Origin of the sequence: Amycolatopsis sp. Hca4, from assembly GCF_013364075.1 — a bacterium.
GTDB lineage: Bacteria > Actinomycetota > Actinomycetes > Mycobacteriales > Pseudonocardiaceae > Amycolatopsis.
This window is the reverse complement of sequence record NZ_CP054925.1, coordinates 10355165-10370688: the sequence shown is the minus strand read 5'-3', so window position 1 is coordinate 10370688 and position 15524 is coordinate 10355165. Positions and strand designations below refer to the sequence as shown.

Sequence of the window (15524 nt, the reverse complement as noted above, 5' to 3'; positions counted from 1 at the left end):
ATGGTGCGCAGCCGGTTGTACCGCAGCGGCGTCCTCGAGCGGGAGGACTTCCCCGCCGCCGAAGCCGCCCGTCATCTCACCGATCCCTCGGTGACGCTGTGGCTCGACCTGGACGCTCCCGCCGCCCACGACCTGGCCGCGCTCGCCACCGAGCTGGGGCTGCACCCGCTGGCCGTGGCGTCCGTTCTCGACGAGGACCACCAGCGCCCCAAGTTCGTCCGCTACGACCGGCACTCGTTCCTCGCCGCGTACACGGTGCGCGTGACCGACGACGCCCTGGCTGCTTCGGAGCTGGACGCGTTCGTCACCGACCGTGTGCTGATCACGGTGCACCGCAACAACACCACCGACATCGACGCGCTCGTGACGCGCTGGGACACCACACCGGACCTGGCCAAGAACGGCGCCGCGTTCCTGCTGCACGGCCTGCTCGACTACGTCGTCGACGGCCACCTCGACGCCGTCCAGGCCCTGGACGAGCAGGTCGAGGCCCTCGAAGACCTCGTGTTCGCCGACCACGCCGACCCCACGGAGCTGCAGCGCCGGTCCCTGACGCTGCGCCGGAGCCTCGGCCGCCTGCGCCACCTGGCGGGGCCGATGCGCGAGATCGTCGCCGCCCTGATGCGCCGCGACGACACGCTCCTGCCGTACTTCCAGGATGTTTACGACCACGTCCTGCGCGTCACGGAGTGGACGGAGTCCCTGCGCGAGCTGATCGCAACGATCCGCGAGACGCAGCTGAGCATCCAGGCCAACCGGCTGAACACGATCATGAAGAAGGTGACCAGCTGGGCGGCGATCATCGCGGTGCCGACCGCGATCACCGGGTTCTACGGCCAGAACATCCCGTACCCGGGCTTCGGCTCGGCTTCGGGCGTGTGGGTCTCGACGCTGGCCATCCTGATCATCTCGGCGACGCTGTACGCGCTGTTCAAGCGCCGCGACTGGCTTTGACGGTGTACCGGTGCCAGAGCAGCTTGTCCGTCTCCACCACCGCGAACGCCGTCACCGAAGCCCCGGCCACCCACAGCCACGAGACGACCCCGACCGGCGCCGTGTGGAACCACGTGTTCATCACCGGCACGTACGTCAGCAACAGCTGCAACCCGGCCGTCAACCCCAGCCCCAGCAGGAACATCCGGCTGTGCCCCGGCCACGCGCGCAGCACCGGCCGATCCAGCGACCGGCAGCTCAGCAGGTAGGCCGCCTGCACACCCACGAACACGTTGACGGCCGTCGTCCGTGCCTCGGCCAGCGAAGCGGAGAGACCGAGCTGCAGGCGATACGCAGCGAAAGCCGCCACCACCAGCAACAGCGACACGAGCACCACCCGCCGCAGCAGGGAGGCGGTGAACAACGGCCGCTCGGGTGGGCGCGGCGGGCGTTCCATGATGCCGTGCTCGGTCGGCTCGAACGCCATCGTCAGGCCCAGGAACACCGCCGTCGTCATGTTGATCCACAGGATCTGCACCGGGACGATCGGCAGCGTCGCGCCCAGCAGGATCGCCACCAGGACCACCATGCCCTCGCCGATGTTCGCCGGCAGCGTCCACGCGATGAACTTGCGCAGGTTGTCGAACACGCCGCGGCCCACCCGCACGGCCGCCTCGATCGACGCGAAGTCGTCGTCGGTCAGCACCATGTCCGCCGCCTGGCGGGCCGCGTCGGTGCCGCCCGCGCCCATCGCGACGCCGATGTCCGCGCGGCGCAGGGCCGGGGCGTCGTTCACCCCGTCACCGGTCATCGCGACCACGTGCCCGCGCCGCTGCAACGCCCGGACCAGGTCGAGCTTCTGCCCCGGCGACACGCGCGCGAACACCTGCGTGCCCGCGACCGTTTCGTCGAACTCGTTCTCCGGCACGGCGGCCAGCTCGGCGCCGGTGAGGACCCGGCCGGCAGCCAGACCGACCTCAACGGCGACCGCGCGGGCCGTGCCGGCGTGGTCGCCGGTGATCATCTTGACGTCGATGCCCGCGCTCCGGCAGGCCGCGACCGCGGTGACCGCTTCCGGCCGCGGCGGGTCGTGCATGGCCTGCAGGCCCAGCAGCACCGGCGTGGTCCCCGGCGTCACGCGGGCGAAGGCCAGCACCCGCAGGCCCTGCGCGGTCAGTGAGGCGTGCACCCGGTCCAGGGCATCGCGGTCGAGCGGACGCACGACACCACCGGGCACCACCTCGGCCTCGCAGCGGGCCGCAACCTCCTCGACCGCGCCCTTGAGGTAGGAAACACCGCCGTGGACCGTCGTCATCGTCCGGGTCTCGGACTCGAACGGCACGGTGTCCGTGCGCGGCGCGGCCGCCCGGATCGCGGCGGGGTCCAGGCCCGCCGCGATCGCCGAGCCGAGCAACGCGATCTCGGTCGGGTCTCCTTCGTCGAGTTCCGCGTCGTTGCACAGGACTCCCGCCACCAGGCACTCCCGCAGCGTCTCCCCCGCCTCGGTCGGCGAAACCGGTGCCCCCGCCGCCGCGAGGGCCGTCACCGTCATCCGGTTGCGGGTCAGCGTGCCGGTCTTGTCGGTGCAGATCACCGTCGTGCCGCCGAGGGTTTCGACCGCGGGCAGGTGCCGCACGATCGCGCCGCGCCGCGACATCCGCACGACGCCGATGGCCAGCACGATCGCGACCGCGGCCGGCAGGCCCTCGGGAATCGCGCCCACTGCAAGGGCGACCACGGCGGTGAACATCTCCGGCGCCGGTGTGCCCCGCGCGACGCCGAGCACGAAGGCCGCGGCCGAGACCGCGACGATCACCACGCTCAGCTGCTTCGAGAACCGGGCGAGCTTGCGGGTGAGCGGCGTTTCCACGACCTGGGCGGTGGCGACCAGGTGCTGGATCCCACCCAGCTGGGTTGCGCCGCCGGTCGCGGTGACCAGCCCACGCGCCTGCCCCCGGGTGACCAGTGTCCCCGAGTAGGCCGAGCCGGTGCGGTCGGCGACCGCAGCCGACGGCGCTACCACGCCGGTGGCCTTCACCACCGGCACGGACTCGCCGGTCAGCGCGGACTCGTCGACCTCGGCCAGGTGCACCTCGATCAGCCGGAGGTCGGCGGGCACCCGGTCGCCCGCGGCGAGTTCCACGACATCGCCCGGCACCAGCCGGGCCGCGGGGACGCGCTGCGGGACCCCGTCCCGGACGACCGTGGCCGTCGCCGGGACCATCCGGGACAGTGCCTCCAGGGCCCGCTGGGCCCGGGATTCCTGGACGAAGCCGACGACGGCGTTGAGCAGGACCACCCCGGCGATCACGCCGGCGTCGACGTGCCCGCCGAAGACCCACGTCACCACACCCGCGAGCAGCAGGACGTAGATGAGTGGGTTGTGGAACTGCGCCAGAAACCGCCGGATCGGCCCGGGCCCGGCGGGCACGCGCACGACGTTGTCGCCGAAGCGCGCCAGCCGCGCTTCGGCCTCGGCTGTGCTCAGCCCCCGCTCCGGGTCGACGTCGAGCTGCTCGGCGACGTTGGTCACGGGCAGCGCGTGGAACTCCGCCGTGCCGGTCACTGTTCCGGAACTCACTGTGCCGCCTCCAGGCTCTCGTCTTCGGTTCCCCGGGTCGCCGCGGCGAGCCGGGCGGCGAACTCCGCCGGAGTGGCCGACACCGCCCGCAGCGCACGCTGCCGGACCGCACCGCTGCCCCGGTCCGCGAGCGCAGCCCACCCCCGGTGCACCACCTCGAGATCGCCGGCCTCCTCGAGTGCGGGACGGACGTGCGCCAGCAGCCGCGTGGCGCCGGCCCGGTCGAGGCCGTGCCGGGCAGCGGCCCGGAGCGACCGGGCGAGGGCCACGTCGGACGGCTGCGGCCCCACCTCGCCCCGCAACGCCGTGGTCACGAGGGCCCGCACCAGCCCGGCGAGCACGACGGCGTCGGCGACGTCGAGGCAGACATCGGCGATGCGTACTTCCACGGTCGGGTGGCGCGGCGACAGGCGGGCGTAGAAGTACACCCCGCGGGCGTCCGGCGCGGCACCGCTGCCGATCGCCTCGGCGACGGCGGCGTCATACTCGGCGACGTCGAGCCACGCGGCGGGCGGCCGGGCCGTCGGCCAGCGGGACCAGAGCGGGTACCGCGTGCTCGCCCACCCGGAGTCGGCGCCGTCGACATAGGGCGAGTTCGCGGTGAGGCCCAGCAGGACACCCAGCCACGGCCGCAGCCCGGCGAGCGCACGCAGGCCCGCGGCCCGCGACGGGATGCCGACGTGGACGTGGCAGGCGCAGGTGCCGGCGCCTGCCACCAGCGCGGGAAAGAGCGCGGCCAGCCGTTCGTACCTCGGTTCGGCGGTGACCAGCGGCACGGTGCCGAAAGGCGCGACGGCGGTGGCCACGGCCAGGCACCCCGTATCCGCGGCCGCCTCGCCCACCCGGCGGCGCAGCCGCGTCAGGTCCGCGCGGACCTCGCCGAGCGAGTGGCACACGCTCGTCACGGTTTCGATCTGGAAGCGCAGGAACTCCGGGACGACGCCGGGCTCCCCGCGCAGCGCCGCCAGGATGCGGGGAGCTGCCGGGACGGCCGCCCCGGTGTGCGTGTCCAGCAGCACGAACTCCTCCTCCACGCCGACCGCCGGGGCGTCCGCCACGGCTTCAGGTGGCGGCGCGGACCAGCGCCGCCCCGAGCGCCGCGCCCCACGCCTCGGCTCGTTCCGGTTCACCGGGTTCCGGGCCGATGTCGATCGGTGTCGTTCCGACGAAGAAGCTCTCCGCCGGCAGGACGAGCCGGCACCCGCGACGGCGCAGCCGCTTGGCCGCCCCGAGCGACGCGGCCCCGGTGAACACGCGGGGCTTGTCGATCCGGGTGTCGAAGGCCGCGGCGGCCAGCCCGGCCGGCACCACGTCGAGCGCGTCCAGCCACTCCCGGATGCCCGTCGACGAGTGTGCCGGGTAGTCCACCTGGTCCGCGGCCGACTTGCGGGTGGCCGGGCGGCTCATCCCGTGCACGTGGGTGGGGCCGCCGACGACCAGCAGGTCGACGCCGGTCAGGTCCCGGGGCGCTTTGTCGACGTTGACCACTTCCGCCGGGGCCGACACGGCCAGTCCCTTGCCGATCGCCTTGGCCACCTCCTCGGTGGCGCCGAACATGGACTCGAAGACGACGAGGATCCGCATGTCCGCTCCTTTCAGTGGTCGAGCCGGACGGGTTTGCGGGTCAAGGCTTCGATGTCGCCGGCCGCGCATTCGAGCAGGTTGTGGGCCAGGTCGCTCAGCGCGCGCGAGGCGGCCAGCTCGTCGCCGATCTCGGGCACGGCGGTGTCGGCGGGGTTGAGCCGCGCAATGCCGGTCCCGGAAACCCGGGTGTCGTCGGCCGTGTGCAGCCGGGCGGTGGCCCGGGTGCGGCCGTCGTCGTCTTCGTCGATGTGCACTTCGACGTGCCAGCGCTTCTCCTGCATGGTCTCTCCTCAGGTTTCTTCGGGCACCATTTCGATGGCGCCGCAGGGACATTCGGCGACGCAGATCCCGCAGCCCTTGCAGTAGTCGAGATCGATCGCGTACCGCTCCCCCGGTTCGAGCTTCAGCACCGCGTTGTCCGGGCAGACGCCGTAACAGTTGTCGCATTCGAAGCAGTTGCCGCAGGACAGGCAGCGGCGTGCCTCGAACAACGCCGTCGACGCGTCGAGCCCGCCCTTGATCTCGTCGAACGTCGACACGCGCCGGGACAGGTCCAGGTGCGGCCGGACGGTCCGGTCGGCGTCGCTGTAGTACCAGGTGTTGAGGTTGTCGAAGGTCGCCTCGCGCCGCGTCGGCGGCTCGGAGACGGCCTGCCCGCGCAACCACGCGTCGATTTCGCGGGCCGCCTTGGCCCCGTGGCCCACCGCGACGGTCGCCGTCCGACCCGAGGGCACCATGTCCCCGCCGGCGAAGATGCCCGGGTGCCCGGTCGTCATGCCGGGGCCGACGCGCACGACGCCGTCGGCGCGCTCCACGTCCGGGAGCTCGTCCACCAGGGACAGATCGGTGTCCTGGCCGAGGGCCAGCACGACGGTGTCGGCGGCGAGCCGTTCGAACTCGCCGGTCGGCTGCGGGAACCCGGACTCGTCCAGGCGCATCTTCTGGACGGTGATGCCTTCGCCGTCGATCTCGCTGATCGTCGACAGCCAGCGCATCGACACGCCTTCTTCGACCGCCTCGGTCACCTCGGACTCGTGCGCGGGCATCTGCGCTCGCGTCCGGCGGTAGACGACGACGGGGTCGGTGGCGCCGAGCCGCTTGGCCGTGCGGGCGGCGTCCATCGCGGTGTTGCCGCCGCCGTAGACGGCGACCCGGCGGCCGAGCAGTGGCTGCTCCCCGGTTTCCACGTCGTGCAGCAGCGAAATCGCGTCGAGGACGTGCGCGGTGTCGCCCGCCGGGATGTAGGCGCGCTTGCCGACCTGGGCACCGACGGCGAGGAAGACGGCGTCGAACCCGGCTTTCGCCGCCACGACGTCGGTGACCCGGCTGTTCTGCTCGAAGACGACGCCCATGTCGGCGATCCGGCGGATCTCGGCGTCGAGGACTTCGCGCGGCAGCCGGTAGCGCGGGATGCCGTAGCGCATCATCCCGCCGGGAGCGGCTTCGGCGTCGCGGACGACGACAGCGTGCCCGAGCCGGGCCAGATGGTGGGCGGCGGACAGGCCCGCCGGGCCCGCGCCGACGACGAGCACCCGCTTGCCGCTCGGCTCGGCGACCGGGATCGTCCAGCCCTGCTCGATTCCCTCGTCACCGAGGAACCGTTCGATCGAGTTGATCCCGACGGCTTCGTCGAGCTGGCCGCGGTTGCAGGCACTCTCGCACGGCCGGTAGCAGATCCGGCCGAGCACCGCGGGCAACGGGTTGTCGGCCATGATGCCGCGCCACGCGGTCTCGTAGTCGCCGGATTCGGCGTGGTAGAGCCACTTCTGGATGTCCTGGCCGGCCGGGCAGGCCTGGTTGCACGGCGGCAGCAGGTCGACGTAGACCGGCCGTTCGGAACGCCAGGCGCCGGTCTTGTTCGCCCGGCTCGAGCCGACGTCGAGGGTGATCGCGAACGGCTTCTCGTGCTCCATCAGGCCTCCTCGAGCAGGGCGAACCGGCGGATGTTGCGGTCGGCGAGCGCCTGGATCTTCTCGATGACGTCCGTGCGCGGCGGGTCGCCGAAGAGGTGGGCGTACCGGGTCTGCCGCCGCAGGTAGTCCTCGACCGGCACCCGGTGCCGGATCTTCGAGGTCGCGACGATCTCACCGTGCTCGGCTTCGAACACCGGGAAGATCCCGCTTTCTTTCGCCAGCCGCGCGATCCGGATCGTGTCGTGGGAAGCGCTGCCCCAGCCGAGCGGGCACGGCACCAGGACGTGCAGGTAGCGGGCGCCGCGGAACTCCATCGCCCGGGTCACCTTGGCTTCGAGGTCGCGCAGGTCGGCGACGGTCGCCGTGGCCACGTACGGGATCTCGTGGGCCAGCGCGATCATCGGCACGTTCTTGCCCTGCCCGAATACCGCACCCGGCTCCGCGCCGACCGCCGGGGTGGTGGCCGTGCGGGCGGCCGGCGGCGTCGCGCCGGAGCGCTGGACGCCGGTGTTCATGTACGCCTCGTTGTCGTAGCAGATGTACAGCACGTCGTCGTTCCGCTCGAACATCCCGGACAGGCAAGCGAAGCCGATGTCGACGGTCCCGCCGTCGCCGCCCTGCCCGACCACGCGGACATCCGTGCGGCCCTTGGCCTTCAGCGCCGCGGCCACCCCGGTCGCGACGGCCGGCGCGTTGCCGAACAGCGAGTGCAGCCACGGGATCCGCCACGACGTCTCGGGGTACGGCGTCGAGAAGACCTCCAGGCACCCGGTGGCGTTGACCGCCACCATCCGGTTCCCGGTCGCGCGCATGGCCGCGTCGAGTGCGTACCGCGCGCCCAGCGCCTCACCGCAGCCCTGGCACGCCCGGTGGCCGCAGTCGATCGAGTTGATCCGCTGCCGGCCGGACTGCACACTGCGCTGGTCGTCGCCGAGCAGCCGGCCACCGACCGCGAAGCTGCCGGTCTGGTAGAACTTGATCGGCGTCACCGCCATCTGTCATCACCCGATTCGCGAGGCGACCGCGCCGAGGTCGCGCAGGAGGTTTTCGGCCGTCGGACCCGACCGGCGGCCTGCCGCGAGGCGGCCCAGCTCCCGGTCGATCAGCGAGCGGTCGAGGTCGAGGAAGGTCAGCGGCGGCAACCGGTCCGCCTCCCGCAGCACCCGGCTCAGGGACTTTTTCGTGATCGCCCGCCCGCCCAGACCCGCGATGACGGCGTGGATCTCGGCCGCCGGAGCCGCCGCCACGACGTTCTGCGTGACGATCCCGCCGACGCCGGGCTCGAAGGCCCGTTCCAGCACGACGACGCGTCGGGCGTGGCCGATCGCCGCGCGCACCGCATCGGCGGGGAACGGCCGGAAGCACGTCAGCCCCAGCACACCGACGCGCAGGCCGTCATCGCGCAGTGCGTCGACGGTGTCCTTCAGCGTGCCCAGCACCGAGCCGAGCGCGACGACGATCGTGTCGGCGTCTTCGGTGCGGTACGAACGGGTCAGGCCGCCGGAGTTGCGGCCGAACGCCTCGGCGAACCGGTCGGCAACGTCCGGGACGACGTCGAGCGCCTCCATCAGGCGGGCGTGCCCGAGGTAGCGCACCTCGGTGAACGCCTCCGGCCCGACCATCGCGCCGATCGACGACGGCTCGGCCGGGTCCAGGACCTGGCGCGGCTCGTACGGCGGCAGGAACGCGTCGACCGCGTCCTGGCCGGGGACGTCCACCGGCTCCCAGGCGTGGGTCAGCACGAAGCCGTCCATGCACACCATCACCGGCGTGGACAGCTCCTCGGCGATCCGGAACGCCTGGACGTGCAGGTCCGCGGCCTCCTGGTTGGTTTCGGCGTAGAGCTGGATCCAGCCGGCGTCGCGCAGGGCCATGCTGTCGCTCTGGTCGTTCCAGATGTTGATCGGTGCCCCGATCGCCCGGTTGGCCACCGTCATCACGATCGGCAGGCCCAGGCCGGCGGCGTTGAACACCGCCTCGGTCATGTACAGCAGGCCCTGGCTGGCGGTCGCGGTGTAGGCCCGCGCCCCGGCGGCGGACGCGCCGATGGCCACGGACATCGCGGCGAACTCCGACTCGACGTTGACGAACTCGCACGGCGCGAGCGTCCCGGACTTCACCAGTTCGGCAAGGCCCTCGACGATGTGCGTCTGCGGCGAGATCGGGTAGGCGCAGACGACCTCCGGCCGGCACGACGCCACGGCTTCGGCGACGGCCCGGGAGCCCTCAATCTGCCTGAGCACCGGCCAGCTCCTCCCGTTCGGCGCGCACGAATTCGTAAGCCACGGTCGCCGCGGCGAGGTTGCCTTCGACCGCCGGGCCGCGGAACCGGCCGGAAATGGCCGACAGCACACTCGCGAGGCCGACGATCCCGGTCAGGGCGGCGAACCCGCCGAGCAGCGCGGCGTTCGGCACCGGGCGGCCGAGGTGCTCGCGGGCCAGCTCGGTCGCCGGGACGACGAGCAGCCGCTCGGGCCGGAACCCCTCGGTGAACTCGGCCAGCCCCAGTTCGGCGAAGCCGTGGGCGGAATTGATCAGCAGGTAGCCGCCGGGACCGAAGCCTTCGAAAACGTTCACCTGGTGCAGCAGCGTGGCGTCCTGGACGATCAGCACGTCGGGCGCGACGATCGGCTCCCGCGTGCGGATGACCGCGTCGGAGATCCGGCAGAACGAGACGACCGGCGCGCCGGTGCGTTCCGAGCCGAAGCTGGGGAACGCCTGCGCGTGCCGCCCTTCGGTGAACGCGGCCACCGACAGCAGCTCGGCCGCGGTCACCACGCCCTGGCCCCCGCGGCCGTGGATGCGCACTTCGGTGACATCGGGGCTTCGCCCCGGGCCGGGGGCTTCGCCACCCGGACCCCCGAAGGACATGGTGGGGCTCATGCGCTTGGGTACTTGGCGAGGATGTCCCGCAGCGCCGAGACGAACCGCAGGGATTCGTCGTGGTCGCGCTGCCAGACGTTGCGGCCGAAGATCAGCCCGGTCGCGCCGGCTTCCATGGCTTCGCGGGCTTTCTCCAGCATGGCGTCATCGCCGGCCTTGCTGCCGCCCGACACCAGCAGCAGCGTCCGCCCGGCCGACCGGACCACCGCGTCGATCGCCTCCTGGCCGGTGATTTCCCGTGCGTAGGCGCCGGGCACGTTGTCGATCTTCGCCGGGCGCGGGAAGTTGACCTTGACGACGTCGGCGCCGAGTTCGGACGCGGTCCGGGCGGCGTAGTCGACGGCGTAGAACGAGTCGCGGCCGCCCTTGGCTTCGATGGCCGAGCCGCGCGGGTAGGCCCAGACGACGAGCGGCATGCCGAGCCGGTGCGCGTCGGCGCGGACCTGCCGCAGCTGCGCGAAGTCCTGCTCCTGCGCCGGAGTTCCGACGTAGAGGGTGTAGCCGACGGCGTCGGCGCCGAGCCGGACCGCGTCTTCGACGCTGCCGTGCAGCGGGGACAGGGCCTCGGCGTCGGAGGGGATCTCGGTCTTGCCGTTGAGCTTCAGCACCAGGGGCAGCTCGCCCGCGTAGTCCCAGTAGAACTTTTCCGCCAGCCCGATCTGGATCGCGATGCCGTTGAAACCGCCCTCGACCGCCAACTTGAGGATGTACTTCGGGTCGCCCGCGGCCGGGTTGGCGAAGAAATCACGGGGACCGTGCTCCAGGCCCTGATCGTAGGGCAGGAAGAACGCGGTGCCGTTGCGGAGACCGTGCTCGTGCAGGATGCGGTGCAGCCGGGTCTTCTTGCCGGTGTTCAGCCCGAGCTCGGCCAGCGGGGGACGGTGCGCCATGACGGCCTCCGGAGTCGCTGATTTCGTGTGCGCCCAGCAAATCGCGGGCGGGTGACCACCACCGCGGGCGAACGCCACCGGCACCGGGGCCCTCGGTCACCCGCGCAGGGGACCATCGGCTCTGGGGCCGGCGGGCGACCGGCGGTGAGACTTCGCCGCATGAAGGTCGACGAACTGCTCGCGAAGGCGAAGGACGGGCTGGAGACCAGGATGGTCTACGGCGAGCCGTACGAGGTCGACGGCGTCACGGTGATCGTGGCGTCGGCCGTCGGCACCGGCGGTGGTGGCGGCGACAGCCGTGACGAGAAGGGCCGCTCCGGCGAAGGCGGCGGGTTCGGGCTGTCGGCCAAGCCGGTCGGGGCCTACGTCATCAAGGACGGCAAGCTCCGCTGGGAGCCGGCGGTCGACGTGAACCGCCTGCTGGCGACCCTCGGCGCGGTCGCGGTCGCCGCCCTCTTCGTCGCCACGCGGTTGGTGAAGTACCGGGCTTCCCGCGAGACCGGGGAGTCCTGACGCGGCTACCCGGCCGGGTGGTCTTCCTTCCCGGCGGACCGGACCTGTTCGGTGAGCGCCTCGGTCAGGGCGCCGGGCTGAGCGGCGCGCTCTCGCAGTCCCTGGGCGACCCTGGCGAGGACGACGGTGAACTCGCGGATGTGCTCGGGTTCCGAGTGCGCGACCGCCTGGTAGACGTCGGCCGAGAACAGCGCGAAACTCGCTTGGATGGCCGCCCGGCCGCCGGAGGTCAGGACGACCAGGACACTGCGCCGGTCGGTCGGGTGCCGCTCGCGGCGGGTGTAGCCGGCCGCTTCGAGGCGGTCGAGCAGCGCGGTCACGCTCGCCGAAGCGATACCCAACCGCTTCACCAGCGCGGACGGCGGCAACGGCCCCTCGTGCAGCAATTCGCCCAGCACCGCCGCTTCGTGCACGCCGACCCCGAAGGCCGACGCCATGGCACGCCGATATTCGTCGGTGGCCACGATCACCGCTCTCAGCTGCTCAGCCAGACGTTCCATACCCCACAACCCACAAGATCAATTCCAAAATATCTCGTTAAACTAGATTCTAGCTCATCTAGTCTCCCGGCGCCCGTGCCTCGCCGCGTCAGCCTTCTCGTGCCGCACAGGCGATCTTCCGCATCGTTCGCGCAAAGATAGGGCAACGCCCGGCGCGCCCCGCACCCGCCACGCCGACCGGAAGAAAACGGCCACCGGACAGCCGAACGCGGCGAAGATTCTCCGCTGCCGAAATAGACCACAGCCGAGAATCACGACGCCGTCCACCCCGCAGCTTCGTTGCCGCGCAGGAAGCGCGCAAAAACGGCCGGACACTTTCCGACTCCGATAAATCGACGCGCGAAATCAACGCCGAGATACCACAAAACAAAGAAATTTCATTGATGCATCCGGCAGCGAATCGGCTCCCGCCTCGTTAACCTGGCCACAGCACGCCGTTTTCGAGGAGATCCACCGATGTCCGACACCCTCTTCCCGGAACCCGCCGCCCCGCAGCCGGAAGCCGCCCTCCTCCGCCGCGAACGCAACCGCTGGCTGCGTCACGAAGCGAACCTGCTCCTGGGCCGCCGCCCGGCGGACGAGCCCGAGGCGCAACAGGCCCGCACCGCACACCTCGTGCTCACCTACGCACTGGCGATCGTCGAGCAACGGCCCGCCGTCATCGGGTCCTTCGCCGATCTCACCCGGCCGTACCGAGACCGGAGCTGAACCCGCGCTCGGGCAGTTCGGCCGGCGCCGGGCGCGCCGACGGCACCGGCAGGTAGCGCAGGCACACGAGGGCGATGTCGTCCCGGGCCGGGGTGTCCCCCACCAGCACGTCGACGAGGCCGTCGCACAGGTCCTCCGGCGCGGCCCTGGCGTACCGGGTCGCCGCGGCCAGCAGCCCGGCGAACGCCTCGTGCGGGGGCAGCCGGTTCTGCTCGATCAGCCCGTCGGTGTAGCAGACGAGCGCGGAGCCCGGCAGCACGGTGAGTTCGGCTTCCGGGCGCCCGTGCCGCGGCGGCAGGCAGAGCAGCGGCGACCGGGCCCCGTCCAGCAGGGCGACCGTGCCGTCCGGGGCGACGAGCACCGGCGGCGGGTGCCCGGCGGCCGCGTAGCGGAACCGGCCCGTCACCGGGTCCAGCTCGGCGACCAGCGCGGACGCGTGCTCGGCGCCGGCCGTGCGCCCGGCGACGAGGTCCAGCCGGTCCAGGACCGCGGCGGGGCGGAGACCGGCGAGGATGAGCCCGGTCGCCGCGCTGCGCATCTGCCCCATCACCGCGGCCGCCGGCAGGCCGTGGCCCACGACGTCCCCGATGGTGACCGTGAGGTGTCCGTCCGGCAGGGTGACCAGGTCGTACCAGTCGCCCCCGATCGAGAGGTTCCGCTCGCTCGGCCGGTACCGCGCGGCGGCCGCCACCCCACGCGGGAGGGCCGGCCGCTGCGGGAGCTGGCTGGTCTGCAGCGTCCAGGCGACCGACCGTTCGCGGTCCGCGACCCGCGCCGCGTGCAGCACCAGCCCGGCACGGGCGGCGACGTCCTCCGCCAGCACGAGGTCCTCTCCGGTGAACCGCGGTCCGGAGCCCGGGCGTCCCAGCACGAGCGCGCCGCGCACGGCACCCTCGGCGGTCAGTGGCACGCCGATCAGCGCCCCGGTGCCCTGCGGTTCCCCGGTCGCCAGCACGGTCTTCACGACCGGCAGGCCGTCGCCTGGCGCAGCGGCCGCGGCCGGGTCGCCCGCCGAGACCGCGACCGTGTCGCCCGCTTCGCCGAACTGGGCGACCGCGAAGTCCGCGAACGCCGGCACGAGCGCGTCGGCGAGGCGCTGCGCGCGTTCGGCCGTGGTGCCCGGCGTGCTCAACGTCGACATCAGGTCGCTCATCAGCCGCTGCCGCCGTTCGCCGTCTTCGGCCCGGCGGCGCTGGCGCTGCTCGGCTTCGTACAGCCGCACGCGGTGCACGGCCTGGGCGGCCTGGGCGGCCATCGTCAGCAGCAGGGTGCGCTGGGCACCGGGTCCGGCACCGGGCTCCCGGAAGTAGAGCCCGAGGAACCCGAAGACCGCACCCGTCGTCTCCAACGGCAGGATCGCCGCCGCACCGGTTTCCGCCCCTCCCGGGATCGGGTGGCCGCCGGTGCGGAACAGCGGTTCGCCGTCGCGCACCACGCGGGCCTCCGCCGTCTCGGCCGGGACCGCCGTCCTGCTCACCGGACCGGCTCCGGTGGCGATCCGGGCTTCGAGCCCGCCCCCGTCACCGCGGACCCCCACCGCCGCGGCGGCCAGCGCACCCGCGTGGACGTCGACGAACACCGTCACGATCCGGTCGATCCCGGTCGCCGCGCCCAGCCCGCCCGCCACGGCCTGCAGCAGCCGCGCCCGCTCGTGCGCCGCGTGCTCGGCCTCGGCCACCGATTCCGCGCGGCGCCGTCGTTCCTCCGCGACCGTCGCGCCGCGGACCGCGGCGTCCCGTTCGGTGACCGTCACCGCGAGCACCAGCATGGTGAGCAGCACGACCGCGAGCAGCACCTGCAGGTGGACGAGCCCGGACGCCGGAGCGGCACCGGCCCACGGTCCCCGGCCGGCGGCCGTGGCCGTCGTCGCCACGAAGGCGACCACCACGCCGGCCGCGCTCACGGCCCGCGGTCCCCACCACAGGGCCACCCAGCCGAGCACGACCACGCCGGCGTACCCGGCCACCGCGAGGTCCGCCCAGAACACGAGGACGGCGAGCCCGCCGATCGCGGCCGCCGCCAGGACGCCCCCGGCGCGCCGCACCCCGGCCGGTTCACGGCTGCACCACACGAGCAGCGCCGTGCCGATCACCAGGACCCCCAGCCCGTCGCCGAGCCACCACCGGCCGGCCACGGCCCACCAGCCGTCGGTCGCGCCACCGGTGAGGGTGGCGGTGGTCGCGCCGAGCACCGCGCCCGCGGCCGGACCTCCGAGCACCCCCGCGGCCACGAACCGGGCGAGCCCGCGCCAGGTCCCGGTCGGCCGGGCCGCGCCCAGCAGCAGCGCGCCCAGCACCGGCTCGGCGGTGTTCGCGACGGCGAAGCCGGCCGCGGCGACCGGGCCGAGTCCCTCGGCCAGGTCGACGAGGATTTCCGCGACCGCGACACCGAGGCAGGCGAACCGCCGGAACGGCCGCGGCAGCAGGCACAGCAGGGCCAGGCTGAAGCCCGCCGACGGGAAGAAGGTCGGGCCCCCGCCGCCGGAATCGAGCACGGTGAAGGCGACCTGGGAACCGGCCGCGTACCCGATGGCCGCCACCGCGAACCACAGCGCCGGCTTACCCAGCTTCTCGCCCACCACAGCCACTCCCCGCGCCCCGCGCGGAACACTCTGCTCGACAACGGTCACCCGGGCAATACCCCGTTCGCACCGCAGCCCCGGTCTCCGGGCGGTTCCGCAGCGCGGTGGCCATCGGCTGTCGGACGAGGCGGGCGGAGGTCACCCGTCCGGATGCTCGACCTCCGCGGGCAAGTCGACGATGGGCGGGAGAGCCCGCGGTTCGCGGTCCACCCTGACCGTGGACGGCCGGGCGGCCCGGCCGACCGGGGTCGAGTGCCCGCACCGTCCACATCGGACCACGGCACCGCCGGCGGCCCGGGGGGCGAGGCCGCCGGCGGTGCTTCCTGACTGCGTCACCCCGCGCCGGGGGCGGTGGACCCGGGACGACCCGCTCAGGCTGACATCCCGCATCCGGGCGGCGGAGCCACCGAACGGAGGAGGGATCGCCTGGAGAATTCC

Annotated in this window: 14 protein-coding genes; 3 read left to right on the top strand and 11 right to left on the bottom strand. The window is 72.9% G+C overall.

What is annotated here, in order from left to right; translation table 11 throughout:
* Positions 1–954 (top strand): magnesium transporter CorA family protein, encoded by a 954-nt coding sequence (locus HUT10_RS46995; RefSeq protein WP_176177124.1) that lies wholly within the window; start codon positions 1–3, stop codon positions 952–954.
* On the opposite strand, the gene HUT10_RS46990 is transcribed toward HUT10_RS46995, so the two are convergent.
* The 9 genes from HUT10_RS46990 to HUT10_RS46950 are packed head-to-tail and all read right to left on the bottom strand — an operon-like array spanning position 932 to position 10784.
* Positions 932–3514, bottom strand: coding sequence for an HAD-IC family P-type ATPase (locus HUT10_RS46990; protein ID WP_254897351.1), 2583 nt, complete (start codon positions 3512–3514; stop codon positions 932–934). The genes HUT10_RS46995 and HUT10_RS46990 overlap by 23 nt on opposite strands.
* Entirely contained in the window at positions 3511–4572 is a 1062-nt protein-coding gene (locus tag HUT10_RS46985) for a YbdK family carboxylate-amine ligase (RefSeq protein ID WP_176177123.1), read from the bottom strand. Before HUT10_RS46985 ends, HUT10_RS46990 begins: the two co-directional genes overlap by 4 nt.
* Positions 4573–4576: 4 nt before the next feature.
* Positions 4577–5098 (bottom strand): flavodoxin domain-containing protein, encoded by a 522-nt coding sequence (locus HUT10_RS46980; protein ID WP_176177122.1) that lies wholly within the window; start codon positions 5096–5098, stop codon positions 4577–4579.
* Between the two features lie 11 nt (positions 5099–5109).
* A complete protein-coding gene (locus tag HUT10_RS46975) occupies positions 5110–5379 on the bottom strand; it encodes a DUF1876 domain-containing protein (protein ID WP_176177121.1) in 270 nt (89 codons plus the stop codon).
* 9 nt (positions 5380–5388) lie between these two features.
* Positions 5389–7011, bottom strand: a complete 1623-nt coding sequence (locus HUT10_RS46970) for an NAD(P)-binding protein (RefSeq protein ID WP_176177120.1) — start codon at positions 7009–7011, stop codon at positions 5389–5391.
* The gene (locus HUT10_RS46965) at positions 7011–8006 is read right to left on the bottom strand and encodes a thiamine pyrophosphate-dependent enzyme (RefSeq protein WP_176177119.1); all 996 of its coding nucleotides are present in this window, start codon (positions 8004–8006) and stop codon (positions 7011–7013) included. Before HUT10_RS46965 ends, HUT10_RS46970 begins: the two co-directional genes overlap by 1 nt.
* A 6-nt stretch (positions 8007–8012) precedes the next feature.
* Complete coding sequence (locus tag HUT10_RS46960; protein WP_176177118.1) at positions 8013–9254, bottom strand: transketolase C-terminal domain-containing protein; 1242 nt, start codon at positions 9252–9254, stop codon at positions 8013–8015.
* Positions 9238–9894, bottom strand: coding sequence for a 2-oxoacid:acceptor oxidoreductase family protein (locus HUT10_RS46955; protein WP_217709715.1), 657 nt, complete (start codon positions 9892–9894; stop codon positions 9238–9240). The genes HUT10_RS46960 and HUT10_RS46955 overlap by 17 nt, the downstream gene beginning before the upstream one ends.
* Positions 9891–10784, bottom strand: coding sequence for a class I fructose-bisphosphate aldolase (locus HUT10_RS46950; RefSeq protein WP_176177117.1), 894 nt, complete (start codon positions 10782–10784; stop codon positions 9891–9893). Before HUT10_RS46950 ends, HUT10_RS46955 begins: the two co-directional genes overlap by 4 nt.
* Positions 10785–10943: 159 nt before the next feature.
* On the opposite strand from HUT10_RS46950, the gene HUT10_RS46945 reads away from it, so the two are divergent.
* Positions 10944–11297, top strand: a complete 354-nt coding sequence (locus HUT10_RS46945; RefSeq protein WP_176177116.1) for a spore germination protein GerW family protein — start codon at positions 10944–10946, stop codon at positions 11295–11297.
* A gap of 5 nt (positions 11298–11302) precedes the next feature.
* Here HUT10_RS46945 and HUT10_RS46940 read toward each other — a convergent pair whose 3' ends face one another.
* Entirely contained in the window at positions 11303–11797 is a 495-nt protein-coding gene (locus HUT10_RS46940) for a MarR family winged helix-turn-helix transcriptional regulator (RefSeq protein ID WP_176177115.1), read from the bottom strand.
* Between the two features lie 456 nt (positions 11798–12253).
* Here HUT10_RS46940 and HUT10_RS46935 point away from each other — a divergent pair, with 456 nt between their 5' ends.
* Positions 12254–12505, top strand: a complete 252-nt coding sequence (locus tag HUT10_RS46935; protein WP_176177114.1) for a hypothetical protein — start codon at positions 12254–12256, stop codon at positions 12503–12505.
* On the opposite strand, the gene HUT10_RS46930 is transcribed toward HUT10_RS46935, so the two are convergent.
* Positions 12477–15083: a SpoIIE family protein phosphatase gene (locus tag HUT10_RS46930; RefSeq protein ID WP_176177113.1), complete on the bottom strand. Its 2607-nt coding sequence runs from the start codon at positions 15081–15083 to the stop codon at positions 12477–12479. The genes HUT10_RS46935 and HUT10_RS46930 overlap by 29 nt on opposite strands.
* Between the last annotated feature and the right edge of the window lie 441 nt (positions 15084–15524).

What these genes read in the sequence shown, in the direction of transcription:
- HUT10_RS46995 (WP_176177124.1), top strand. Translation starts at nt 1, where the DNA reads ATGGTGCGCAGCCGGTTGTACCGCAGCGGCGTCCTCGAGCGGGAGGAC.
- HUT10_RS46980 (WP_176177122.1), bottom strand. Translation starts at nt 5,098, where the DNA reads ATGCGGATCCTCGTCGTCTTCGAGTCCATGTTCGGCGCCACCGAGGAG.
- HUT10_RS46975 (WP_176177121.1), bottom strand. Translation starts at nt 5,379, where the DNA reads ATGCAGGAGAAGCGCTGGCACGTCGAAGTGCACATCGACGAAGACGAC.
- HUT10_RS46970 (WP_176177120.1), bottom strand. Translation starts at nt 7,011, where the DNA reads ATGGAGCACGAGAAGCCGTTCGCGATCACCCTCGACGTCGGCTCGAGC.
- HUT10_RS46965 (WP_176177119.1), bottom strand. Translation starts at nt 8,006, where the DNA reads ATGGCGGTGACGCCGATCAAGTTCTACCAGACCGGCAGCTTCGCGGTC.
- HUT10_RS46955 (WP_217709715.1), bottom strand. Translation starts at nt 9,894, where the DNA reads ATGAGCCCCACCATGTCCTTCGGGGGTCCGGGTGGCGAAGCCCCCGGC.
- HUT10_RS46950 (WP_176177117.1), bottom strand. Translation starts at nt 10,784, where the DNA reads ATGGCGCACCGTCCCCCGCTGGCCGAGCTCGGGCTGAACACCGGCAAG.
- HUT10_RS46945 (WP_176177116.1), top strand. Translation starts at nt 10,944, where the DNA reads ATGAAGGTCGACGAACTGCTCGCGAAGGCGAAGGACGGGCTGGAGACC.
- HUT10_RS46940 (WP_176177115.1), bottom strand. Translation starts at nt 11,797, where the DNA reads ATGGAACGTCTGGCTGAGCAGCTGAGAGCGGTGATCGTGGCCACCGAC.
- HUT10_RS46935 (WP_176177114.1), top strand. Translation starts at nt 12,254, where the DNA reads ATGTCCGACACCCTCTTCCCGGAACCCGCCGCCCCGCAGCCGGAAGCC.